The following is a 21834-nucleotide window of genomic DNA, read 5'->3' as shown; positions in this document are numbered from 1 at the left end:
CAGGCTCCCATGACTTCCTTGCCCGCCCCTTTGCGCTGGCTGTACTCCCTTGAATGGCGCCGGGGTTTCTTCGACTGGGCACGCAGCGACGGCGTGACCTGGGTCTACATCTTCAAGGTGCTGGCCGCCGCGTTCCTCACCCTGTGGCTGGCCATGCGCCTGGAGTTGCCGCAACCGCGCACGGCGATGATCACCGTGTTCATCGTCATGCAGCCGCAGAGCGGCCAGGTGTTCGCCAAGAGCTTCTACCGCTTTCTCGGCACCCTGACCGGCTCGGCGGTGATGGTGGCGCTGATCGCCCTGTTCGCCCAGAACACCGAGCTGTTCCTCGGCTCGCTGGCGATCTGGGTCGGCATCTGCTCGGCCGGTGCCGCGCGCTGCCGCAACTTTCGCGCCTACGGTTTCGTCCTCGCCGGCTACACCGCGGCGATGGTCGGCCTGCCGGCCCTGGCCCATCCGGAAGGCGCCTTCATGGCGGCGGTGTGGCGGGTGCTGGAGATCTCCCTGGGGATTCTCTGCTCGACCCTGGTCAGCGCCGCGATCCTGCCGCAGACCGCCAGCGCTGCGATGCGCAACGCCCTGTACCAGCGCTTTGGGGTGTTCGCCCTGTTCGTCACCGACGGCCTGCGCGGGCGCAGCCAGCGCGACAGTTTTGAAAGCAGCAACGTGCGTTTCATTGCCGAGGCCGTGGGCCTGGAAGGGCTGCGCAGCGTTACCGTGTTCGAAGACCCGCACATGCGTCGGCGCAACGGCCGCCTGAGCCGCCTGAACAGCGAGTTCATGGGCATCACCACGCGCTTCAACGCCCTGCACCAGTTGCTCGAACGCCTGCGCAGCAGCGGCGCCGACCATGTGGTGGCGGCGATCAAGCCGGGCCTGCAGGACCTGGCGGAACTGCTGGACGGTTTCTCCGGTCGGGCCCTCACCAGCCCCGACGCGGCGCGCCTGGCCACGGCCCTGGCGGCCTACAAGAGCGAGCTGCCGGCGCGGGTGCGCAGCCTGCGCGCGGCCTTCCAGGAGAGCGGCCCGAGCGACGCCGAGCAGCTGGATTTCCACACCGCCTACGAGCTGCTGTACCGCTTCGTCGACGAGATGCACAGCTACGCCCAGACCCACGCGTCCCTGGCCGACCACAGCCACGAACGCGAGCGCTGGGACGAGCCCTACACCCCGCAGACCAACTGGCTGGCCAGTGCCGCTTCGGGCATTCGCGCGGCCTTCGTGCTGCTGGTGCTGGGCAGTTACTGGGTGGCCACCGCCTGGCCCAGCGGCGCCACCATGACCCTGATCGCCGCCGCCACCATCGGCCTGTCCGCCGCCACGCCGAACCCCAAGCGCATGGCCTTCCAGATGGCCTGCGGGACCTTTATCGGCGCCCTGGTGGGCTTCGTCGAAATGTTCTTCGTGTTCCCCTGGATCGACGGCTTCCCGCTGCTGTGCCTGATGCTGGCGCCGGTGATCGTGCTCGGCTCATTCCTCGCCTCGCGGCCCAAGTACGCCGGGGTCGGCCTGGGCCTGCTGATCTTCTTCAGCACCGGCTCGGTGCCGGACAACCTGACGGTCTACAACCCCTACACCTTCATCAACGACTACATCGCCATGGTCATGGGCATGCTGGTCTGCGCCGCGGCCGGGGCGATCATCCTGCCGCCCAACAGCCGCTGGCTGTGGCGGCGCCTGGAGCAGGACCTGCGCGGCCAGGTGGTGTACGCCATCAGCGGCAAGCTCAAGGGTCTGGCGTCGAGCTTCGAAAGCCGCACCCGCGACCTGCTGCACCAGGCCTATGGCCTGGCGGTGGGCCAGCCCAAGGTGCAGAGCGAACTGCTGCGCTGGATGTTCGTGGTGCTGGAAGTCGGCCACGCCATCATCGAGCTGCGCAAGGAGCAGGCGATCCTCCCGGTGCACCCGGCCTATGCCGAATCCCAGCCCTGGCGCCAGGCGATCCGGGTCATGGGCCGCTCATTGGTGCGGCTGTTCCTGCAACCGAGCCAGAGCAACCTGGAACGCGGGCTGATCGCCGTGGACCACGCCATCAGCCGGGTCCAGGCCACCGACGAGCCCTTTGCCCCGCACTTCGACACCTCGGCCCTGCGCCGGGTCAAGAGCTACCTGCACTTCATCCGCACTTCACTGCTCGACCCGCAATCGCCGCTGGCGGCCTATGCCGTGGCCAAGCCGGCAGCGCCTGCACCCCAAGGACTTGACCATGCCTCGTGAAATCGCCTTCCACGGCGTTTACATGCCCACCATGACCCTGATGTTCTTCATCGCCGCGGCCCTGGCCTGGGCCCTGGACCGGTTCATCTCCGGCTATGACCTGTATCGCTTCTTCTGGCACCCGGCGCTGCTGCGCCTGAGCCTGTTCTGCTGTCTGTTCGGCGCCATGGCGCTCACTGTCTACCGTTGAGACCCCCGCAATGAAAAAGTTTTTCAGCCTGCTCGCCACCCTGCTCGTGCTGGCCCTGGCCCTGTGGATCGGCCGCACCCTGTGGGAGCACTACATGTACACCCCCTGGACCCGTGACGGCCGGGTGCGGGCGGACATCATCAACGTCGCCGCCGACGTCACCGGTGAAGTGGTGGACGTGCCGGTCAAGGACAACCAGCTGGTGCACAAGGGCGATCTGCTGATGCAGATCGACCCCGAGCACTACCAGATCGCGGTCAAGCAGGCGCAATCGCTGGTGGCCTCGAAGAAGGCCACCTGGGAGATGCGCAAGGTCAACGCCAAGCGCCGCGCCGACATGGACAACCTGGTGATCTCCAAGGAAAACCGCGACGACGCCGGCAACATCGCCGACTCGGCCCTGGCCGATTACCAGCACGCCCAGGCCCAGCTGGAAGCGGCGGAACTCAACCTCAAACGCACCCAGGTGCGGGCGGCGGTGGACGGCTACGTCACCAACCTCAACGTGCACCGCGGCGACTACGCGCGCATTGGCGAAGCGAAGATGGCGGTGGTCGACATGAACTCGTTCTGGGTCTACGGCTTCTTCGAGGAAACCAAGCTGCCCCGCGTGCGCGTGGGGGATAAAGCGGACATGCAACTGATGAGCGGTGAAGTGCTCAAGGGGCATGTGGAAAGCATTTCCCGCGGCATCTACGACCGCGACAACCCGGAAAGCCGCGAACTGATCGCCGACGTCAACCCGACCTTCAACTGGGTGCGCCTGGCCCAGCGCGTGCCGGTGCGCATCCACATCGATGAAGTGCCGGAAGGCGTGCTGCTGGCCGCCGGCATTACCTGCACCGTCATCGTCAACCCCGAGCCTCTGTAGCCGCCGGCGGTTGTAGGTGCTGGCTTGCCAGCGAAGGCGTCGTCACAGGCGGTGCAAGGCTTGCGGGCGCCTTCGCCGGCAAGCCGGCTCCTACGGGGAACTGCGCGGTGCACCTGACTGCTGTAGGCGCTGGCTTGCCAGCGAAGGCGTCGTCCCAGGCGCTGCAAGGCTTGCGGGCCCCTTCGCCGGCAAGCCGGCTCCTACGGGGAACTGCGCGGTGCACCTGACTGCTGTAGGAGCTGGCTTGCCAGCGAAGGCGTCGGCCCAGGCGCTGCAAGGCTCGCGGGCCCCTTCGCCGGCAAGCCGGCTCCTACGGGGAACTGCGCGGTGCACCTGACTGCTGTAGGAGCTGGCTTGCCAGCGAAGGCGTCGGCCCAGGCGCTGCAAGGCTTGCGGGCCCCTTCGCCGGCAAGCCGGCTCCTACGGGGAACTGCACGGTGTATCTGACTGCTGTAGGAGCTGGCTTGCCAGCGAAGGCGTCGGCCCAGGTGGTGCAAGGCTCGCGGGCCCTTTCGCCGGCAAGCCGGCTCCTACGGGGAACTGCGCAGTGCACCTGACTGCTGTAGGAGCTGGCTTGCCAGCGAAAGCGTCGTCACAGGCGCTGCAACGCTCGCGGGCCCTTTCGCCGGCAAGCCGGCTCCTACGGGGAACTGCGCGGTGCACCTGACTACTGTAGGAGCTGGCTTGCCAGCGAAGGCGTCGGCCCAGGCGCTGCAAGGCTTGCGGGCCCTTTCGCCGGCAAGCCGGCTCCTACGGGGAACTGCGCGGTGTATCTGACTGCTGTAGGAGCTGGCTTGCCAGCGAAGGCGTCGGCCCAGGCGCTGCAAGGCTTGCGGGCCCTTTCGCCGGCAAGCCGGCTCCTACGACAGTGGGGGGGGCGGTTATTTGTAGGTTTTCTGCATGATCGCCAGGGACTTCTTCGCCGTGGCTTGCAGGCCGTCGTTGACGTGGTTGATCGCGGCCACCAGCTTCGGGTTCTGCAGCACGTCGACACCGGGGTAACGCTGCTGGGCCAGCCGCGAGACGATGACGTACTGGGTTACCGCGTAATGCAGCTTGAACTGGCCGCTGTCCCGGGCCTTGGCGATGGCCGCTTTGACAAAGGCCTGGCGCTCGGCCGTGGTCATGCCCTGGAACAGGTCGGGGAGATCGAAGTGGATCTCGGCGGAGAAAATCGCCACCTCCTCATCCCGCGCCTCGTCGTACATCACCTGTTTGCTGGTCACGCGCTTCTTGAGGTCGGCAAAGCGCTGTTCGCCTTCGGCCAACTGCTCCGGGCTCATCTTGCCTTTCAGGGCATCCAGCTGGCTGGTGTCTTCGGTGTTGTCGATAACCTTCAGCCAGGCGTAGGCCTTCACCAAATCGCCGGACTCTTCGGCGGCGTCGGCCAGGTTCTGCTGCGGCTCCGGGTTGCCGTGCAGCGCCGAACGCTCCAGCCAGCGCAGGGCCAGGTCCCGGTCCTTGGGGATGTCCTTGTCGCCGAACCAGTAGGTGGCGTACATGCCGTACTCGGCGCACCAGTCGTTCTGCGAGGCGGAGTAGGCGATGTAGTTGAAGGACTCGCGGTCGCGCTCGGCCTTGGGCTTGTCGGTTTCCTGGTCAGTGGTGGTGGACAGGAAGCAGAAGGCCCGGGTGTAGTGCGGCGCGGCCATGGCGAAGCAGCCCTTGGCGTTCTTGTAGTCCTCGATCTCGTTCAGCTTGTAACCGATGCCGTACAGCAGATCGGCCTCCATGGCCGGGTTGCAGTACTCGTTGGCGCTGACCTTGGGCAAGACACTGTCCAGCGTCAGCTTGGGCAGGGTGTCATTCAGTTCGGGGACTTTCGGTTCGGTGTTTTCCGGAGCCGTGGAGGCGCAGGCCGCCAGCAAGACAGCCAAGGCCAGTGGCAGCGCGTTGAACAATTTCAATGGGTATTCCCTGATCGGCGAATGAAAAGGCGCGCATGAAATCAGGCTGGGACGGGGGAAGGAGGAGCGTTAGCCATTCCGTGCTTGGGTGTCGACGCCAGCGATTCCATGCTGCATGAGCCCTAAGGGCTCAAGGTCGCGCATTCTACGGGGTTTGAGAGGGCGTACAACCCAAACCGCGGCATCTGGTTGACCGCGGCAAGGGGCCCTGAGGTCTTGAGCGGATGACACTTCGGCGACGGCTTTAACAGCGCTAGCGCCGCCGCTCCCGTTATGACTTGCGCTTGGCCAGAATGATTTTGGCCTTGGCTACGCTGTCTTCCACGCTGAGGTCATCGTCCTCCAGCACGGCCTGCAGCGCCGGGTCTTGCCACAGGTCCACGGCCGGGCCGGTGCTTTGCACCAGGCGGGAAATCAAGGCGTAGGCCACCAGTTGGCCGCGGGTGTGGAACTTCGGGTGGCGCTCCTGCATGTCCACCAACTGGGCGACGAACGCATGCCGTTGCTCAGGCGACATGCCCGCGAATACTTCCGGGTAGCTGAAGTACAGATCCCCTGTGCCCAGGGCGATGAGGTCCTGGCGCAGCGCCTGCTCAATCTCCTGTTTCGGCGTGAGTTGACCGAGTAACCGGGTGTAATGCTGCTCGCCTTCGGCCAACTGCTGAGGGCTCATCTTGCGTTTCAGCGCTGCGAGCGTTTGGGCGTCATCCAGGGTTCGGGCCCAGGCGTAGGCCAGCGGCAAATTGTCCTGTTCGTTGCGGCGCACCATCTCCTGTTGCGAGTCCTGGTCGCCGTGCCGAGCGGCGCGTTCCAGCCAGGCCATGGCCAATGCCTTGTTCGGGGGCTGGTCCAGCTTGCCGACGTTATAGATGTGGTACAGGCCCGCTTCCGCGCAGGATTCATTGTGCTGGGCGGCGTAGGCGATGTAGTTGAAGGCTTCGCTTTTGTCATAGTCCTTCTGCCTGGAGCCGACGATCCCGCCCAGGATGCACAGGCTCATGGTGTTGCGGGGGGCGGCCATGATCAGGCAGGCGCGGGCCATCTGTATGGCCTGGCTTGCCAGCAGGGTACGGCTTGCGCCATGCCGCACCTCGTCCTCATCGATCAGTCGGATGCCGAGGCCGACCAGCCGTTCGCTGTCCATCTCCGGTGAGCAGTACGGGTTGGCCTCGACCTTGGGCAGGATCTGTTCCAGGCTCAGGTCCGGCAGGGTGGCATTGAGTTTTTCGTCCGGTGACGAGGCATTGCAGCCCAGCAGCAGAGTGAGGATGGTCAAGGGCAGCAGGCTGCGAGATATCAATGGAGAGTCCCTGAGGTTCAATCGTAAAAGGCAGGACGCCAAGAGGGCATGAGCAGGGGCGGGGGGCAGCCGTTGCGTGCCTGAGGTGCCGCTTCCCTGGAATTTGAGTGCGGGCATTCTATGGGCATCGGCGCGGCATACAACGGTGTCATGCAACGGATGCCCTGCGTGGGGTGCTCAGAGCTTGGCGTTCAAGCCAAACCGCTTCATCAGTCCCTTCTCCAGCAAACCCTTGGGCAGCAGGTTGGCCAGCAGCGGCAAGGCGCGGCTGCCATTGCCCAGGCGCACCAGGCGCGGCGGGTTGTCCTGCTGCACGGCCTTGAGCAAGCCGGCGGCAAATTCGCTGGCCGGGGTCGGCTTGTCCTGGGAGGCCTTGGCGCGGGCGCGGATGCCCTCGCGCAGGGGCCACCAGGGCGATTGTTCGTTGAGCAGCTGTTCGGCTTCATGCCCGGCGTTCTTGGCGAAACTGGAGGCAATGGCCCCGGGCTGCACTTCCATGACCCGGATGCCGAACGGCGACAGCTCCATGCGCAGGGCGTCGCTCAAGGCATGCACCGCGGCCTTCGAGGCGCAGTAGGCGCCGGCAAACGGCGTCACCAGCACCCCGGACACACTGCCGATATTCACCACCAGGCCACGGCTGCGGCGCAGCACCGGGAACATCGCCCGGGTCACCCCGACCACCGAAAACACGTTGGTTTCAAACTGGCGCTGCATGGCTTGCACACCGCCATCCAGCAGCGGGCCCATGGCGCCGTAGCCGGCGTTGTTGATCAGCACATCCAGGCCGCCGTATTGCTGGTTGATCTCCTCGCCCAGGGCGCTCAGGGCCGGGGCGTCATTCACGTCCAGTTGCACGGCCTTGAAACCGGCGGCTTGCAGGGTGTTCACGTCCTCGGCCTTGCGAGCGGTGGCGAGCACGGTGAAACCGGCGCCCTTGAAGGCATCTGCCAGGGCGCGGCCGATGCCGCTGGAACAACCGGTGATCAACGCTACGGGCATGGCGCGGTCCTTGTGCTGGGTGAGGGGAGGGGCGAGTCAGTCGGAGAAACTACCCTGTAGACGCTCGGCGCGAAACTCCAGGGTTTGCGGGCGATAGCCGGGGCGCAGGGGCGGCAGCGGCAGGCAGTCCTGCCAGTTGGCGCCGGCCTGCAACTCGCCGGGGCCACGGTAGCGCGGGGCGCTGTACTGGTTGTCGGCGAGGTTGACGGTATCCCCCGGGGCATAGGCGGCGACCCGCCAGCGCAGTTCCACCAGGGGCACCTTGTTGCCGTTGTTGAGCTTGACCTGCAGCGGCCGGTCGGCGGGGCAGTGGTCCGGCGCGTAGCTCAGGCGCAGCTCCAGGCGCGCCAGTTGCTGGGCTTCGCGGTTGTCCAGCCAGACCACCCAGCAGGCCACCAGGGCCAGGCCGAACGCAGCGGCCAGGGACACGGGAAGGGCCTTGGCGGGATAGCGCAGAAGCAGGATCAGCCAGGTGACGACCAGCAGAACGCCGATGAACATGACGCGAGCCTCGGGGAAAAGGAGGGGGACATCCTACCTAAGCGTAGGTGGGGTTGGCGATGGAGGAGGGCTGTTGTGACGTTATCCACAGGTCTGGTTTTGATGGGTGTGTTAGGGACAACAGACGGTCTGTTAAAGCGGATTTATGCCGATAGTGGACATCATGTGGTCCACTCTGGTGCCCGCCCGAGCGGGTGGCTGGCATGCTCCCGGGGGGCTCTATTCACTCCTGGAACACCTTTACCGGGACTGGAAAGTGCTCAGGTTCTCAGGGCTGCAAACATCGAACGAGGCGAATGCTAGCTGAAGGGGTGGACTCCGCTTTCTACTGTGAAGAGTGTTGGTGCCAAGGACGAGACATGCCCGTGGTGGCGATCTATGAGGTGTATAATCTCCGGGCTTTGGCATCAATCATGGGGCGATGATGGACGTATCACTGCAGCAGATTTTGCAAACTGCACAGATCAGCGATCTGAAGAAGCTGGGGACGTTTCTTGAGGTCAAACGCTTTGTCGAAACTCAGCTGTATTTGAAGTTAGGGGCAAATGGCTGGAGCTCTTTATCTTTGAAGTTGAAGCGCCTCAGTGCCCTCGCAGAAGAGGGGCGAGAGTGCGAACGTGCGCTCAGTGATGCCTTGCCCTATCCGGTTGTGCGCAATGAAGTTTCAAAAAGAATCGGCTTCAGGATGTGCGCCAGGAATGTTGCAGAACTTAGAGGCGCTTTGTCCCTGTTGTCGAAATGCGCTGTTCGTCCTAGGTTTGATCCTTATGAACGTTTCGAAAAGAACAAGCTTAAAAACTTTGTAAGCAGTTCAAGACTGGAAGGCATAGACATACCGATCTTCGACGAAAAAGCCTCGTTGGAAAAAATCTTGGCCAAGCATGGAAGACCGTTGGATGGATAAATACGACGCTTCTCATGATCATTACTGCTACCCCGCCTCCTCAGTGCTTAAAAACAAGCTGAATATCCAGGAAATGGCCGCCCTTGAGGCGGCGGAGAGGGACATCACCGCGCTGACCGTCAGTCGGGTTCGCTATGTTGCTCCGCCCTACAGCCTGGAGAATCTCAAGCTGCTGCATCGACAGTTGTTTTCCGACCTCTATGCCTGGGCGGGAGAGATAAGAAATGTTGATATCTCCAAGGGCGGGACGCGTTTCTGTAACTGCGGAAGAATCGAGGCGGAAGCCCTGAAGATTTTTTCCAATCTTCAAGAAAACAACTGGCTGAGTGGACTTGAGCGAAACGATTTCTGTGAAAAGCTGGCGGAATTCTACTGCGAGCTGAACATGATTCATCCGTTTCGCGAGGGCAATGGCCGAGTTCAGCGGATCTTCTTTGAACACCTCGCGCTATCGGCAGGTTACGAACTGGACTGGGAAGAGGTCAGCCAGGATGAGTGGCTTGAAGCGAATATCAATGGCGTCTATGTGAACTACGCGCCCATGGCAGAGATCTTCAAGCGCATCGTCACTGCCTAAAACCTCCTATCGAAGTTGGCCGCAATGGCCTGCTTGTTCTGGCGTGCTACGGCGTGCCGCCATCCTGAATGTTCCCAACGCCAGCGGCTTGGACATAAACTGCGACGCCTTTGTCGTTGCTCTGTATCGAACCCGGGACTAGCCTTTGAGCGTCGCTGCCAACTCAGCGGCTGGGCTTGGTAACCCGTGTTGATACAGGCGCAACAGCGCCCCTTGACGATTGCAGGCGCTTTTTTTGCGCCCGCATTTCCGTGCAATGGCGGCTGTGCGTGGGAGGGCTCGTCCCTGCCGGGTTCCTGTATCTCCGGTTTACCAACCTGCGCACGGCTGCCACCCATTCGCTTGGTAACGAACGTGGCAGCTCTCACTTTGATATGGGGGTTCAACCATGTGCGCTATCAAGACCTCGGGCTTCGTCACCTTTGGTTCCTGTGGTGACGCCGATCAGTCTCTGTTCCGCGTCAATGCAGATGTGCCTTTGCAGCAGGCGCTGGAGCACGCGTCGACCCTGCTGTACTACGCCAAGAAACTCGCCCTGGATGCGGCCATGGAAGACCAGGGCGAGCGTTACGCCTGGGCCGCGCATTTCCTGGCGGAGATGGGCAAGGCGCTGATCGATGACGTGGGATTGGGAATGAAGGAAGAGGTGTTGCACGCCTGATCGATGTTTCCTGATGGAGGGAGTCGAAAGAGCGCTGTGTCTTCGTGGGAGGGACGCAGCGCTTTTTTGTTTCTTGTAGCCGCTGCCGCAGGCTGCGAACGACCGCGTAGCGGGCGCAGGGGGCTTGAGATCGCTGAAGGTCCTTCGGCCCTTTTCGCAGCCTGCGGCAGCGGCTACAAAAATCCCCCTGTCCAAGCACCTGCGGATAGGGGACGCCGGCACCTGGACAGGGGGAGCACAAAGGTCTTGCTAGCACGGCTCCCTGCTTTTACTTGCAGCTTGCCGCTTGAAGCTTACGGTTGCTCCTATTTATCGCTGCTTCTTGTAGCCGCTGCCGCAGGCTGCGAACGACCGCGCAGCGGGCGCAGGGGGCTTGAGATCGCTGAAGGTCCTTCGGCCCTTTTCGCAGCCTGCGGCAGCGGCTACAAAAATCCCCCTGTCCAAGTGCCTGCGGATAGGGGACGCCGGCACCTGGACAGGGGGAGTACAAAGGTCTTGCTAGCACGGCTCCCTGCTTTTACTTGCAGCTTGCCGCTTGAAGCTTACGGCTGCTTCTACTTGCCGCTGTTACTGAGCGATAGTTTTCACCGAAACACCACGCTCCACCGGCGTCGAACGGCCATAGATATCCTCAAACCGCTCGATATCGTCCTCGCCCAAATAACTGCCCGATTGCACTTCGATGATCTCCAGCGGAATCTTGCCCGGGTTGCGCAGGCGGTGCACCGAGGCAATCGGGATGTAGGTGGATTGGTTCTCGGTGAGCAGGAACACGTTCTCGTCACAGGTGACTTCGGCGGTGCCGCTGACCACGATCCAGTGTTCGGCGCGGTGGTGGTGCATCTGCAGCGACAGGCAGGCCCCCGGCTTGACCGAGATGTGCTTGACCTGGAAGCGCCCGCCCATGTCCACCGAGTCGTAGGAGCCCCACGGGCGGTAGACCTCGCAGTGGTTCTGGGTTTCGCTGCGGCCCTGTTCGTTGAGGGTGTTGACCATCTGTTTCACCCCTTGGACCTTGTCCTTGTGGGCGATCATCATGGCGTCCTTGGTTTCGACGACGACGATGTTTTCCAGGCCGATCACCGACACCAGCTTGCCGTTGCCGTGGATCATGCAGTTGTGGCTGTCCTGGATCACCACATCGCCCTTGCTGACGTTGCCGTTGGCGTCCTTTTCATGCACGTCCCACAGCGACGACCAGCAGCCGACATCGCTCCAGCCGGCGCTCAGTGGCACCACGCAGGCGCGTTGGGTCTTTTCCATCACCGCGTAGTCGATGGAGTTGTCCGGGCAGCAGGCGAAGGTGGCTTCGTCGATGGTCACGGTGTCCGCGTCCTGCTGGCTGCGTTCCAGGGTCAGCAGGCAGGTGTCGTAGATGTCCGGGTCGTGTTTCTTCAGCTCTTCGAGGAAGCGGCTGGCGCGGAACAGGAACATGCCGCTGTTCCAGAAGTAGCCGCCAGCCTGGACGAATTCGTTGGCGCGTTTTTCGTCGGGCTTCTCGACGAACTGCGCGACCCGGCTGATGCCCTCCGGCAGCAGCGCATCGTTGCTGGACTTGATGTAGCCGTAGCCGGTTTCCGGTTTGATCGCCGGCACGCCGAACAGCACCATTTCGCCCCGCTCGGCGGCCACGGTGGCCAGGGCCAGGGCCCGTTGCAGGGCTTTCTGGTCGTCCAGGACGTGGTCGGCGGGCAGCACCAGCATCAGTTCGTCACGGCCTTCGTTGACCAGCATCATCGCGGTCAGGGCCACGGCCGGGGCGGTGTTGCGGCCGAAGGGCTCCATGAGGATGCGCTGGGATTCGAGCTTACGGGCTGCCAGTTGCTCGTTGACGATGAAGCGGTGGTCCTTGTTGCAGACCACGATCGGGGTGTCCATGCCTTCGAACACCAGGCGCTCCAGGGTTTGCTGGAACAGGGTGTGTTCGCCGGTCAGGGCGAGGAATTGCTTGGGGAATTGCTTGCGCGAAAGCGGCCAAAGACGTGAGCCGCTACCACCTGACAAGATCACCGGAATCATGTTGTTACTCCTTCAAACATCGTATGGGTTAGAGCTACTGCGTTCTGTCGTTTCACTCTTGTTTTTGTGGCGTGCCCGGATGCCCTTGCTCGCCCCCTGCAGGAGCCGGCTTGCCGGCGAAGGGGCCTGTTAGCCTTGTGTCGGGCTTGAGGACGCCTTCGCTGGCAAGCCAGCTCCTACACAGGGGGAGCGGCGGCCGTCCGGAAATTCGTTAGCGGGTCGAGACGGGGCGTTTCACCCACACCGGCGACAGGTTGCTGCCGTTGCCGGTGACGTAGAGCACCGCCGCTTCGCCGCGCTCCAGGGCCACGGGCTTGAGGTCGCTGACTTTTTTATCGCCGTCGTACAGGGCGAAGCTGACCTTCACCGGGTTGATTTCGCGCTCGCCGCGACCTTTGGCGGCCACCGCCTTGACCACGTCGGTCTTGCCGTCGGCGGTCTTCAGGGTCAGGGCCTGGTCGCTGAGGTTCTGCACCCGCACCAGGGATTTCTGCTTGTTCTTGAATGGCGGTTCTTCGATCAGTTGCGGCTGGCCGCTGGCGTTGTTGACCAGGGTGTAATAGTGATCGGCGGCCAGTTTCACCGGCACGCTCTGGCTGCCCACCTTGGCGGTGTAGTCGCCGCCGGGCATGAAGCTGAAGTCGCTGCTGGCCAGAGGCGCGACGTCGTTGACGTTGGTGCTGCCCACCGTGGCGCTGACTTCACTGTTGCTGGCGTTGTACAGGCGCACGAAGGTCGAGCCCTTGGGCGCGGTGGGGCCGTACAGGGCGGCGTCGCCACCGGCGAAGGCGGACAGGGACAGGACGCTCATGCCGGCAGCCAGGGTGATTGCTTGGGCGAGACGGCGAGGAGTAGTGATGAAAGTCATGAGTGTTACCTCTTTTTCAGTTTTGCGCCCGGTCGGGCGTCTCGGATTTGGCGTTAACAGCTAGGTTCTGTTGGCGTGCACCGGCTTGCTTGAGTTCTGCGACCCACTGCGGGTCGGCGTCGCCGATTTCGTTGTTCACAGGCAGATAGCGTTCAGGGAATTCCCAGATCAGCACCTGGGGCGGGTGGTTCTTGAAGTCGTCGCTTTTCAGGTAGCTGAGCATCGGCAGGATCGGGCCGTGGCCGTCCTCGGCGTAGCTCAGCACGTCGCTGTGCAGGGCCTGTTTCAGGGCGCCGACGAAATTCCAGTTGGGGTTGGCGCTGTAGCTGGTGCCCACCAGGGTCACTGGCACTTCGTGGTCGGCGAACAGTGCGTCGTCGGCGGCCGGCTGTTCCTCGCTGGCCCGGGTCACGCGCTTTTGCAGGGGCTCTTCGGCGGGCATCAGGCTCTCGAACAGCGGGTCCAGGGGCAGGAAGCGCCGCAGGTCACCCTGGTGCTTCACGGTCTCTTGGGTTTGGGTGACGAAGCGTTGTGGCTGACCGCTGAGCGGGGCCTTGGCGGCGATGGCTGTGGCCAGTTGCCGGGCGACGACTTCGGCGCCGGCCGGGGTCCAGTGGGTGTCGGTACGCAGGAACACTTGCTGGCCCTGTTGCTTGGCCTGTCGCAGGGGCCCCAGCAGGTCAGGGGCGAGGATCTTGTTGGCGGCGACCCGGGCGTGGAAGTCCTGGTAGAGGTTGGCGTGGATCCGCGCCGGACGTACCTCGTCCAGGTGCTCCGGGTACAGGCGCGCCTTGGCCGGAATGATGGCCATCACCAGTTTCACTCCGTGCTCTTTCAAGGTCTGGCGCACGCCTTCCACCAGGGCGTAGTTGCCTTGCAGGTTGAGCTCCTCGTTGACCACCGGGTTGAACTCTTCATCGCTGTACAGCCACTGGTCGCGGCCCAGCACCACCCCGGGGCGGCCTTCGTTGAACAGCTTGAAGTCCAGGGCGGCCCACAGGTTGGTGCCCAGGCGCTTGATCGGGAACTGGTCGTCATAGTGGGTTTCCACCGCCTTGGCCCAGCGTCCGTTGAGCACGGTGGCGTCATTGTTGGTGCTAAAGCCGAAGAAGCTGCGCACCGACCACAGCCCCAGCGCCAGCAGGGTCACCAGGAACAGGGCGATGTAGAACACACGTAATGAGCGGGTCATGGGCAGATCCCTCAGAACTGGAAGTAAAGGAACGGCGAGAAGCTTTGCGCCGAGAGTTTGAGAATCGAGGCGATGAACAGCAGCAGCACCAGGGCGCGCATCACGTAGCGCGACCAGTCGGCGCTCCAGTAGGCCGGTTGCACCTGGGCCTCGGTGCCGACGATGTAGCCCGGCTGGTGAATGCTGCCGGGGGTGTCCCCGGGCACTGCCTTGATCAGGCCGGGCTGGGCGCTGGCCGGGCCGTCGGCGGGGGTAGCGACGTCGGGCTTGGCCTTGACCGGTGCCGGGTTGCGGTACAGGTCACGCAGGCCGAAGAACGCCAGGGTGGCGTAGGCCAGGACCAGGGTCGCCACTTGCAGGCCGGTGAGGCTGGCGCGGTTGAGTTCCGACAGCGACCAGTCGCCAAAGCTGAACATGGCGCCGTACATGCGCCCGGCCACGTGCAGGTTCTCGGCGCGGAAGATCACCCAACCCATCACCACCAGCAGGAAGGTCAGGGCCCAGCGCACCGGGTTCAGGCTGCGCGGCGTGGTGTTGATGCCCAGGGCCTTTTCGATGGCCAGCCACATGCCGTGCCAGGCACCCCAGACGATGTAGGTGAAGTTGGCGCCGTGCCACAGGCCGCCCAGGAGCATGGTCAGGAACAGGTTGCGGTAGGTGATCAGGGTGCCTTTGCGGTTGCCGCCCAGGGTGATGTACAGGTAGTCGCGCAGCCAGGTGGACAGGCTGATGTGCCAGCGCCGCCAGAACTCGGTGATCGACTGGCTGATGTAGGGCTGCTTGAAGTTTTCCATGAAGCGAAAACCCATCATCAAGCCCAGGCCGATGGCCATGTCGCTGTAGCCGGAGAAGTCGAAGTACAGCTGCGCGGTGTAGGCCAGGGCGCCGAGCCAGGCGTCGCCCGTGGTGGGGTTTTGCAGGGCGAAGCAATGGTCGGCGACCACCGCCAGGGTGTCGGCGATGAACACTTTCTTGATGAAGCCCTGCATGAAGCGGGTGCAGCCTTCGGAGAACTTGTCCAGGGTGTGGGTGCGGTGGTTGAACTGCTCCGCCAGGTCGCGAAAGCGCAGCACGGGGCCGGCGATCAGGTGCGGGAAGATCGCCACGAACGCCGCGAAGTCGATCAGGTTGCGGGTGGCCGGGGTGTCGCCGCGGTAGACGTCGATGATGTAGCTGATGGACTCGAAGATGTAGAACGAGATGCCGATCGGCAACAGCACGTGGGTCAGGATGAACGGCTCCAGGCCCATGGAGGTCATGATGGCGTTGAGGCTGTCGACGCCGAAGTTGGCGTACTTGAAGTAGCCGAGGATGCACAGGTCCACCGCCACCCCCAGCAGCAGCCAGCGCTGGGCGGGTTTGGTGCGCACACCGGCGGCGCCGACTTTCAGGCCGATCCAGTAGTTCCACAGGGTGACCCCGGCGAACAGCGCCAGGAAGTCCACGCGCCACCAGGCGTAGAACACGTAGCTGGCGATCAGCAGCAGCAGGTTGCGATAGCGTTGCCCGCTCAAGTAGTACAAGCCGAGAAAGATCGGCAGGAACAGGAACAGGAACACATTGGATGAGAAAACCATCCCGATCTCTCCATGTTTAACCAATAGTCAGAGGCCGCAGCCCCCCCCAAACCCCCCCGTGAAAAACCGCGGGGGCGTATTGCATGCATGACGCTCTCTGTCGCCGCTGCCGAGGTACGAGGCGGCGATGGGCTGCGAAGCGGCCCCCTGGTGGCGGTCCTTTGGACCGCGTCGCAGCCTCGTGCCTCGGCAGTGGCGACAGGTGTTGCTGTTACGGGCCCTTGTTGCCTTTTTCGTGGGTCGGGTCGTAGACCTTGGTCAGGTCGCCCCCCAGGCGGAAGGTCTTGAACGGCTGCATCTTGTGCTTGCGTTCCAAGACATCCGGGGCGCAGGTGTAGAGGCTGCAGTAGGGTTCCAGCCAGGCGAATTTGGAGTCGACCTTGAGGTCGGTCATGTCCTGCTGCTTGCCGTTTTTCTGCTCGAAGGTGTCCGGGTCTTTCACCCCTGCCAGCACTCGCTCGCCCAGGCGCTTGAGCGCGCCGTTGTTTTCCTGGCGCAGGTCGACGCCGTTGACCTGGGCGAAGCTGGCGATCATCGCCAAGGGCGGCAGGGCGTAGTTGTGATAGGCCAGGGCCCGTTGCTGGCGCTTGAGTTCGTTGGGCAAGAAGCCGTCGGCATCGACCTGATTGGCGCCGACCTTGTATTCCTTCACGGCCCAGTCGAACAGGTCGCGGCGGTTGGTGGCCACGGCGGTGGCCATCACCGACCAGGCGGCCCAGTAGGAGTGGTTGTTGGTCTTGTCCAGGGGCAGGTTGTCCCAGTCGCTGACCACCTGGTCGGCCATCTTGCTGAACCAGGCCTCGATCTTCTGCGCCTGTTCCTGGTGGGTGGCCAGGGGGTGGGAGTCGGAGAACTTCAGCCGCAGGTAGGCCGAGGCCATGCTGCCCAGGGCCCATTTGCGCATCGACTTGCCGGTGTGGTTGAAGTCCTTGGACATCAGCGCATCGGCCTGGGCCCAGGCGCTGAGCCAGGCGAGGGTGCAGTCCAGTTGCTCCGGGCGGCCGTCGCGCATGAACTGCATGACCCGCTTGCTGGTGCCGCGCTCGATCTTGGTGATGTCCGCGGTGGTGTCGCGAAAGGCCTGTTCGGACTGCACGTTGAGGGTGGCCCGGGCCTTGTCCGAGCCTTCGTACTTGCTGCGAAACTGCAGGGCGCCGGTGTAGGGCGCGGGCATGGCGTCGCAGCCTTCGCTGTCGTCACCGCTCTTGAACTTGTCCACCGGGGCGTAATAGCCCTGGGGCGGACGCAGCGGCGCGGCGGCCTGGGCGCTGCCGGTGAACATGGCGAGCCCCAGCAGGCTGGGTATCAACAGGCGTTTCAGCTGTGTGCTTTGCATAGGTAACCTCATTGCCCGATCTGCGCGGTGCGTTGCTCGGCGCTCGGGAATACGTTGCGTTTGCAAATTTTCGCTTCGACCTTCTGCCCGGCAGTGCCCGCTTCCGGACCCTGGATCTCCACCGCCAGCAGGTTCTGCGAGGCCCAGTCTTCATCGGTGCGCAGTTCGAAGGCGAAGCGCCCGTCGGTGTCGGACGTTTCCGGTTTTTCGATCTTGATGTCCTCGTGGCGGCCGTTCATGTACCAGAGGGTGGCTTGCAGGGTTTTCACCGAAGGGTCGGCGAAGCGGATGTCGACCTGATGGCCGCTGTTGCGCAGGTCCAGGTTCTTGCTGTTGACCAGCAATTCGTTCTTGCCCGGCTTGAGGGTGGTGCTGGCGCTCATCTGCGGGTTCTTGCCTTCGCAGCCGTTGTCCAGCAGGGCCATCATCTGCCGGTAGATGGTTTCCTGGTCCAGGCGGTACAGCGGCGAGAATTCCCAGATCAGGATCTTCGGCGGGGACTTCTGGAATTCGTCGCTGCCCAGGTACTGCAGCATCGAGCCTTCCAGGCCACCGCCGGGGAAGGCGACGTTGAGAATGTCGGCGCCGATGGCCTCTTCGAGGAAGCCGGCGAAGTTGTAGTTCTTGCCGCTGTGGCTGGTGCCCACCAGGGTGATCTGCGGGTTGCCGGAATCACCGAACAGGTCGCCGTCGCCGGCCTCGCCCTTGGGCTCGGTGGTGAACTGGTCCATGTACTGGATGGCGTAGCTGGTGCCGCACAGCTGCCCGGCCATGTTGTGCAGGGTGCCGGTCTTGCCCATGCGCCCGGACTTGTGGGTCTCGAATTCGCGCCGGGGAATGTCGGCGAAGGCCGGCAGTTGCTTGACCTTGTCGGCGACGATCTTGGCCGTGCGCTGGGCGCCGTAAGGGGTCCAGTGCTGGTCGCCGCGGAAGTAGAAGTCGTGGGCCGGCAGGGTCTCGGGCAGTTGTTCGTTGGTCAGCGGCGACAGGTCCGGCACCACGTAGCCCATCTGGGCGAAGCGCCCGAGCATGGCCTTGTAGTTGTTCAGCGCCTTGTCGTAGTCGAAGCGGGCTTTCTGTTCCGGGTTGAGCTTGTTGCGGTTCACCAGGCCGCGGGTCGGCTGGTACACCAGCACCAGTTCCACGCCCTTGCTCTTGAAGGCTTCGTGCAGCTGCTTGAGGCGGCGGTAGCCTTCAGGCGTGGTGTTGAACTCGGTGCGCAAATCTTCCTGGGTACGGAACAGCCAGTCGCCCTGGGCTTGCACCAGGGTGGTGAAGTTCTGCTGGTAGCGGGTCACGTAGTTCTTCGCGTCGTGGGCGGCCGGGCACAGGTTGCAGCACGGCTCGGCCTTGAAACTGGGCGCGGCGCTCGCAGCGCTGGCCGCATCGGCGCGGGCGCCGGCGCTGGCGGCGAGTATCCCCGCGGTCAGGGCCGACAGGCCCAGGAGTTTGATCCAGTGTGGGTGCATGCAAGTCATCCTCAATCGCGCATTTCGGTCTGGCGTTCGACGGGGTCGATCAGCACGGCCTTCTGCTGGCGCACCAGCAGGTCGAGAATTTCGTCCTGGCGCTCGCCCAGGACCCCGGAGAAGCTGATGCCGCTGCTTTTGGTCGGCGCCAGCATCGACACCCGGTACAGCTCCACGCTCAGGGGCGAGTCGATGGACATCGGCCCGCTGCCGTTGGCCGCCAGCTCGCCGCCGACCACGATCAGCGACACCTGGGCGTCGAACGGGTCGAGCTTGATGTCGCGGTCGGTGTCGGACAGGTCCTTGATGTGGCCGTAGACCCCGGTCAGGCCGTTGGCCATGGCGATGTTTTCGTACAGGCGGATGTTCACGCTGTTGCGAATGCGGATGCCGTGGCGGCGGTTGCTGATCACCTTGTTGGCGTAGATCAGGTTGTCGGCACTCTCGTAGAGGGTGATGCCGTCGCTGTGGTTGCGGTAGATCTCGTTGTAGGCGATCAGGTTGTTGACGCTGTTACGGTCGATCACCAGCCCCGAGAGGTGGTTGTCGTAGCTGCGGTTGTTGAAGATGAAGCTGTCGTTCACTTCCCGGGAAATGATGATGCCGTGCTTCTTCTTGGTGCCGTGGACGGTGTTGTCGGCAATGATCAGGCCGTGGGAGCGGTCGTGGGGGTCGATGCCGTAGACGATGTTGTCCTTGTAGGTGTTGCCCTTGAGCACGAAGTCCCGGGTTTCGTAGCAGTAGAAGCCGTACCACATGTCGGAGAAGGTCGAGCCGATGATCCAGCCGGTGGGCTCGGGGCGCTTGAGCACCTTGGCCATGTTCGGCGTGTACTGGGAAATGCTCACCCCGTAGGACTTGGAATTGGCGTAGCCGAAGCTGGCCATCGTGCTGTTGACGATGTAGGTCTCGGTACCGCCCCAGGCCAGCAGGAACGGGCGGAATTCCTTGGGCGAACGGAAGCTCGCCGGGCCGTTGTCCTGCTCGCGCCAGCCGGTGACTTTGGTGTCACGCACGAACAGCTGGCCGTCGTTGACCAGGAACGCGCCGCCCTCCTGGGACAGGCGCAGCTCCTGGGTCTGTTTGTCGATGTCGAGGATGCCGTGGCGGCCGACGACGATCGGCACCCGGGCCAGGTAGACCCCGGGCGCCGTCTCGCTGATGTACTGCTTGGGCAGCTTGCCCACCAGTTGCTTGAGGTTGATGTAACCGTCGTCGATGAAGATCGCCTGGGGGATGCCGTGCTGGCGCACCACCCATTCGGCCATCTTGTTGTCGCCGCCGATGAAGTCTTTCAGGGCGTCTTCCTGCATCATCCGGCGCACGCTGATCTTGCCCGGCTTGCTGCGCACGATCTTCGCCGCGACGGCTTCGGCGGTGTAGCCGGACAGGTCCGGCAGGGTCGGCTTGGCCAGGGCCAGGGGCTCGGTGGGCGCGCTGCTGACGGTGTAGGTCTTGGCCTGCTGCAGGCCCTTGGCGATGATCGGCGCCTTGGCCGGCTCGGCACTGGCGAACGCCGAGCTGCTGGCCAGCAACAGAGCGCCCGCCAACAGGCTGATGGCGCCTTTCGCAGCGGGGCTGTTCATGGGGTAGCAGTTCATTTCGGGCACTCCCTTCGCGGTTCGCATCAGAAGCGCCAGATCACGTCGATAAAGGCGCGGTGCATGTACGAGTCGACGTCTTTGCCATAGGCGTCGCCGGGCTTGAACACGCCGCCACGAAAACGCACCAGGGCCGACGGCTCATCGATGGACTGGCTCAGGGCCGCCGGCAACAGGCCTTGCTTGAAGTACTTGGTGACCACCAGGTCCATTTCCTGCCCCAAGTCTTTCTTGCCGTCCTGCAGGGGCAGCGCGGTGCTGGAGAGCAGGTTGCCGTTGCCGTCATAGTCGTTGTCCACGGCGTTGATGCCGTTGCTGCCCACCGGCTTGTTGCCGTCCACGCGCCAGAACTTGTGGTAGATCAGGCTGGCGTCGTATTCATCGTTGAGCATCCAGGAGCCGAACAGGGTGGCGCTCTGGGTGTTGTTCATTTCGCCACGGAAGGCTTCGCCGAAGCGGTGCACCCGGGAGCGGGTGCCGGTGTAGTTGGAGCGGTTGCTTTGCAGGCCGTTCTGCTCGTAGTCGCCGCTGGCCCGGGCGTAGGCCGCGCCCACTTGCCAGTTAGGGTCCAGGCGCAGGCGCACGCCCAGGTCGGTGGCCCAGCCGTCGAGGTTGTCGCCGCGCTTGGCCTGGGTCGGGCGGCTGCCGTCGGCGTTCAGCGGGTTGACCGTGTCGCGGTCGCCGCGCATGCCGGTGAGGCTGGCCCAGTAGTTGACGGTATTGGTGTTGCGCCAGTTAAAGGCGTCGCTGTTGGCTTCCAGGCCGAGCCAGGTCAGGTCGCCGTTCTGCTTCTTGTCCAGCGGGTCGCTGGCCACGCCGGGCTGGGCGTAGTCGAGCTTGCCGTCGTCATGGGTGTGGTGGGCGCGGATGCCCACCCATTGGCCGGGCGTCCACTGATAGGCGGCGTCGGCGTACAGGTGCAGGCGGTCCTTGTCCTTGGGCGCCAGCTCCTTGAGGTCGGTGCGGTATTCGCTGAAGCGCTCGGCAACGCCGACGTTGGCCCGCAGCAGGGTGGTGTCGAAGGTCCAGTTCAGCGCCTCGATGTTGGTGTCGCGCCATTGCCCGTCGTCGTTGCGCAGGCGCTGGCGACCGAACTTCAACTGCTCGCCGGGGTAGGCGGTGAAGCCGCTGTATCCGATCCAGAACTCGCGCATCGCCAGGTAGCTCTTCTTGGTCTTGCGGTCGTCGTTGCTCGATTGCTGGCTGGCGTCGTCGCTGGACTGTTGCAGGGTGTCGGTTTCGATCACGTCGCTGGCGGTCACCGCCTGGCCCATGGCGTAGGCGCTCCAGGCACCGCTTTCGCCGTAGACCCAGGGCCGCAGGTCGAGGCCGACGCCGTTGACGTCGCCACCGCGCTGGGTGCCCAGGTCGCGGTCGTCCTCGGACTGGCCGGTGATCTTCACTTCCAGGCCGAAGTTCCTGGTGTCGGTGAGGGCGGCCAGGGTCGGGTTGGACCAGAGCATGGCAAAGCCCAGGGCCATGCCCAGCTTCGACAGGCTGAAACGCTTGCCTGTAGCCGCTGCCGCAGGCTGCGCCCGGTCGCGCAGCGGCCGCGATTGGCGGGGGCTGGAGTGGCGAGCGCTTTGCGCTCGATGGCAGCCTGCGGCAGCGGCTACAGGAGTTGGATTGAGTGGGGGGAGCG

General features: G+C 63.7%; 18 protein-coding genes. 6 read left to right on the top strand and 12 right to left on the bottom strand.

Features of this window, described 5'->3' with window-relative positions:
• Window positions 1-9: 9 nt before the first annotated feature.
• From ACMGG8_RS29540 to ACMGG8_RS29530, 3 genes are read left to right on the top strand one after another with little or no spacing between them, the layout of a single operon-like run.
• Window positions 10-2217: an FUSC family protein gene (locus ACMGG8_RS29540; protein ID WP_414158881.1), complete on the top strand. Its 2208-nt coding sequence runs from the start codon at window positions 10-12 to the stop codon at window positions 2215-2217.
• Window positions 2207-2407 (top strand): DUF1656 domain-containing protein, encoded by a 201-nt coding sequence (locus tag ACMGG8_RS29535; protein WP_007930063.1) that lies wholly within the window; start codon window positions 2207-2209, stop codon window positions 2405-2407. The genes ACMGG8_RS29540 and ACMGG8_RS29535 overlap by 11 nt, the downstream gene beginning before the upstream one ends.
• Window positions 2408-2417: 10 nt before the next feature.
• A complete protein-coding gene (locus tag ACMGG8_RS29530) occupies window positions 2418-3278 on the top strand; it encodes an efflux RND transporter periplasmic adaptor subunit (RefSeq protein ID WP_414158880.1) in 861 nt (286 codons plus the stop codon).
• Window positions 3279-4159: 881 nt separating this feature from the next.
• On the opposite strand, the gene ACMGG8_RS29525 is transcribed toward ACMGG8_RS29530, so the two are convergent.
• The 4 genes from ACMGG8_RS29525 to ACMGG8_RS29510 form a co-directional block, all read right to left on the bottom strand.
• Window positions 4160-5185: a sel1 repeat family protein gene (locus tag ACMGG8_RS29525; protein ID WP_232513201.1), complete on the bottom strand. Its 1026-nt coding sequence runs from the start codon at window positions 5183-5185 to the stop codon at window positions 4160-4162.
• Between the two features lie 271 nt (window positions 5186-5456).
• On the bottom strand, window positions 5457-6485 hold the full coding sequence (locus tag ACMGG8_RS29520; protein WP_414158879.1) for a sel1 repeat family protein: 1029 nt from the start codon (window positions 6483-6485) through the stop codon (window positions 5457-5459).
• Window positions 6486-6662: 177 nt separating this feature from the next.
• Window positions 6663-7487 (bottom strand): SDR family oxidoreductase, encoded by an 825-nt coding sequence (locus tag ACMGG8_RS29515; protein WP_060842529.1) that lies wholly within the window; start codon window positions 7485-7487, stop codon window positions 6663-6665.
• Between the two features lie 36 nt (window positions 7488-7523).
• Window positions 7524-7988, bottom strand: a complete 465-nt coding sequence (locus ACMGG8_RS29510; protein ID WP_060837626.1) for a hypothetical protein — start codon at window positions 7986-7988, stop codon at window positions 7524-7526.
• 424 nt (window positions 7989-8412) lie between these two features.
• Here ACMGG8_RS29510 and ACMGG8_RS29505 point away from each other — a divergent pair, with 424 nt between their 5' ends.
• The 3 genes from ACMGG8_RS29505 to ACMGG8_RS29495 all read left to right on the top strand — a co-directional run bounded on the left by ACMGG8_RS29505 (window position 8413) and on the right by ACMGG8_RS29495 (window position 10130).
• A complete protein-coding gene (locus ACMGG8_RS29505) occupies window positions 8413-8892 on the top strand; it encodes a YhfG family protein (RefSeq protein ID WP_108544890.1) in 480 nt (159 codons plus the stop codon).
• Window positions 8885-9469 carry a putative adenosine monophosphate-protein transferase Fic gene (locus tag ACMGG8_RS29500; RefSeq protein ID WP_108544357.1) on the top strand — a complete coding sequence of 195 codons (585 nt, stop codon included), beginning with the start codon at window positions 8885-8887 and terminating at the stop codon, window positions 9467-9469. Before ACMGG8_RS29505 ends, ACMGG8_RS29500 begins: the two co-directional genes overlap by 8 nt.
• 388 nt (window positions 9470-9857) lie before the next feature.
• Entirely contained in the window at window positions 9858-10130 is a 273-nt protein-coding gene (locus ACMGG8_RS29495; RefSeq protein WP_108544359.1) for a DUF3077 domain-containing protein, read from the top strand.
• A 567-nt stretch (window positions 10131-10697) separates the two neighbouring features.
• On the opposite strand, the gene ACMGG8_RS29490 is transcribed toward ACMGG8_RS29495, so the two are convergent.
• The 8 genes from ACMGG8_RS29490 to ACMGG8_RS29455 form a co-directional block, all read right to left on the bottom strand.
• A complete protein-coding gene (locus ACMGG8_RS29490; protein ID WP_414158878.1) occupies window positions 10698-12149 on the bottom strand; it encodes a mannose-1-phosphate guanylyltransferase/mannose-6-phosphate isomerase in 1452 nt (483 codons plus the stop codon).
• A gap of 211 nt (window positions 12150-12360) precedes the next feature.
• On the bottom strand, window positions 12361-13017 hold the full coding sequence (locus ACMGG8_RS29485) for an alginate O-acetyltransferase AlgF (RefSeq protein ID WP_047301872.1): 657 nt from the start codon (window positions 13015-13017) through the stop codon (window positions 12361-12363).
• A gap of 16 nt (window positions 13018-13033) precedes the next feature.
• Window positions 13034-14209: an alginate O-acetyltransferase gene (locus ACMGG8_RS29480; protein WP_414158877.1), complete on the bottom strand. Its 1176-nt coding sequence runs from the start codon at window positions 14207-14209 to the stop codon at window positions 13034-13036.
• Window positions 14210-14220: 11 nt separating this feature from the next.
• Window positions 14221-15786 carry an MBOAT family O-acyltransferase gene (locus ACMGG8_RS29475; RefSeq protein WP_414158876.1) on the bottom strand — a complete coding sequence of 522 codons (1566 nt, stop codon included), beginning with the start codon at window positions 15784-15786 and terminating at the stop codon, window positions 14221-14223.
• Window positions 15787-15997: 211 nt separating this feature from the next.
• Window positions 15998-17122 carry a mannuronate-specific alginate lyase gene (locus tag ACMGG8_RS29470; protein ID WP_414158875.1) on the bottom strand — a complete coding sequence of 375 codons (1125 nt, stop codon included), beginning with the start codon at window positions 17120-17122 and terminating at the stop codon, window positions 15998-16000.
• 8 nt (window positions 17123-17130) lie between these two features.
• Window positions 17131-18591 carry an alginate O-acetyltransferase gene (locus ACMGG8_RS29465; protein ID WP_129405413.1) on the bottom strand — a complete coding sequence of 487 codons (1461 nt, stop codon included), beginning with the start codon at window positions 18589-18591 and terminating at the stop codon, window positions 17131-17133.
• A gap of 11 nt (window positions 18592-18602) precedes the next feature.
• On the bottom strand, window positions 18603-20177 hold the full coding sequence (gene algG, locus ACMGG8_RS29460) for a mannuronan 5-epimerase AlgG (RefSeq protein ID WP_414159993.1): 1575 nt from the start codon (window positions 20175-20177) through the stop codon (window positions 18603-18605).
• A gap of 41 nt (window positions 20178-20218) precedes the next feature.
• A complete protein-coding gene (locus tag ACMGG8_RS29455) occupies window positions 20219-21673 on the bottom strand; it encodes an alginate export family protein (protein ID WP_414159992.1) in 1455 nt (484 codons plus the stop codon).
• Window positions 21674-21834: the final 161 nt, after the last annotated feature.

Origin of the sequence: Pseudomonas sp. BNK-45 (assembly GCF_047456255.1) — a bacterium.
GTDB lineage: Bacteria > Pseudomonadota > Gammaproteobacteria > Pseudomonadales > Pseudomonadaceae > Aquipseudomonas.
Note: the sequence above shows the minus strand (reverse complement) of the source record. Positions and strands in the feature narration are given on the sequence as shown.

Excerpts from the sequence above, each read along its gene's own strand:
- ACMGG8_RS29540 (WP_414158881.1), top strand. The coding sequence starts at position 10 with ATGACTTCCTTGCCCGCCCCTTTGCGCTGGCTGTACTCCCTTGAATGG.
- ACMGG8_RS29535 (WP_007930063.1), top strand. The coding sequence starts at position 2,207 with ATGCCTCGTGAAATCGCCTTCCACGGCGTTTACATGCCCACCATGACC.
- ACMGG8_RS29530 (WP_414158880.1), top strand. The coding sequence starts at position 2,418 with ATGAAAAAGTTTTTCAGCCTGCTCGCCACCCTGCTCGTGCTGGCCCTG.
- ACMGG8_RS29515 (WP_060842529.1), bottom strand. The coding sequence starts at position 7,487 with ATGCCCGTAGCGTTGATCACCGGTTGTTCCAGCGGCATCGGCCGCGCC.
- ACMGG8_RS29510 (WP_060837626.1), bottom strand. The coding sequence starts at position 7,988 with ATGTTCATCGGCGTTCTGCTGGTCGTCACCTGGCTGATCCTGCTTCTG.
- ACMGG8_RS29505 (WP_108544890.1), top strand. The coding sequence starts at position 8,413 with ATGGACGTATCACTGCAGCAGATTTTGCAAACTGCACAGATCAGCGAT.
- ACMGG8_RS29500 (WP_108544357.1), top strand. The coding sequence starts at position 8,885 with ATGGATAAATACGACGCTTCTCATGATCATTACTGCTACCCCGCCTCC.
- ACMGG8_RS29495 (WP_108544359.1), top strand. The coding sequence starts at position 9,858 with ATGTGCGCTATCAAGACCTCGGGCTTCGTCACCTTTGGTTCCTGTGGT.
- ACMGG8_RS29490 (WP_414158878.1), bottom strand. The coding sequence starts at position 12,149 with ATGATTCCGGTGATCTTGTCAGGTGGTAGCGGCTCACGTCTTTGGCCG.
- ACMGG8_RS29485 (WP_047301872.1), bottom strand. The coding sequence starts at position 13,017 with ATGACTTTCATCACTACTCCTCGCCGTCTCGCCCAAGCAATCACCCTG.
- ACMGG8_RS29480 (WP_414158877.1), bottom strand. The coding sequence starts at position 14,209 with ATGACCCGCTCATTACGTGTGTTCTACATCGCCCTGTTCCTGGTGACC.
- ACMGG8_RS29475 (WP_414158876.1), bottom strand. The coding sequence starts at position 15,786 with ATGGTTTTCTCATCCAATGTGTTCCTGTTCCTGTTCCTGCCGATCTTT.
- ACMGG8_RS29470 (WP_414158875.1), bottom strand. The coding sequence starts at position 17,122 with ATGCAAAGCACACAGCTGAAACGCCTGTTGATACCCAGCCTGCTGGGG.
- ACMGG8_RS29465 (WP_129405413.1), bottom strand. The coding sequence starts at position 18,591 with ATGCACCCACACTGGATCAAACTCCTGGGCCTGTCGGCCCTGACCGCG.
- algG (WP_414159993.1), bottom strand. The coding sequence starts at position 20,177 with ATGAACAGCCCCGCTGCGAAAGGCGCCATCAGCCTGTTGGCGGGCGCT.
- ACMGG8_RS29455 (WP_414159992.1), bottom strand. The coding sequence starts at position 21,673 with ATGGCCCTGGGCTTTGCCATGCTCTGGTCCAACCCGACCCTGGCCGCC.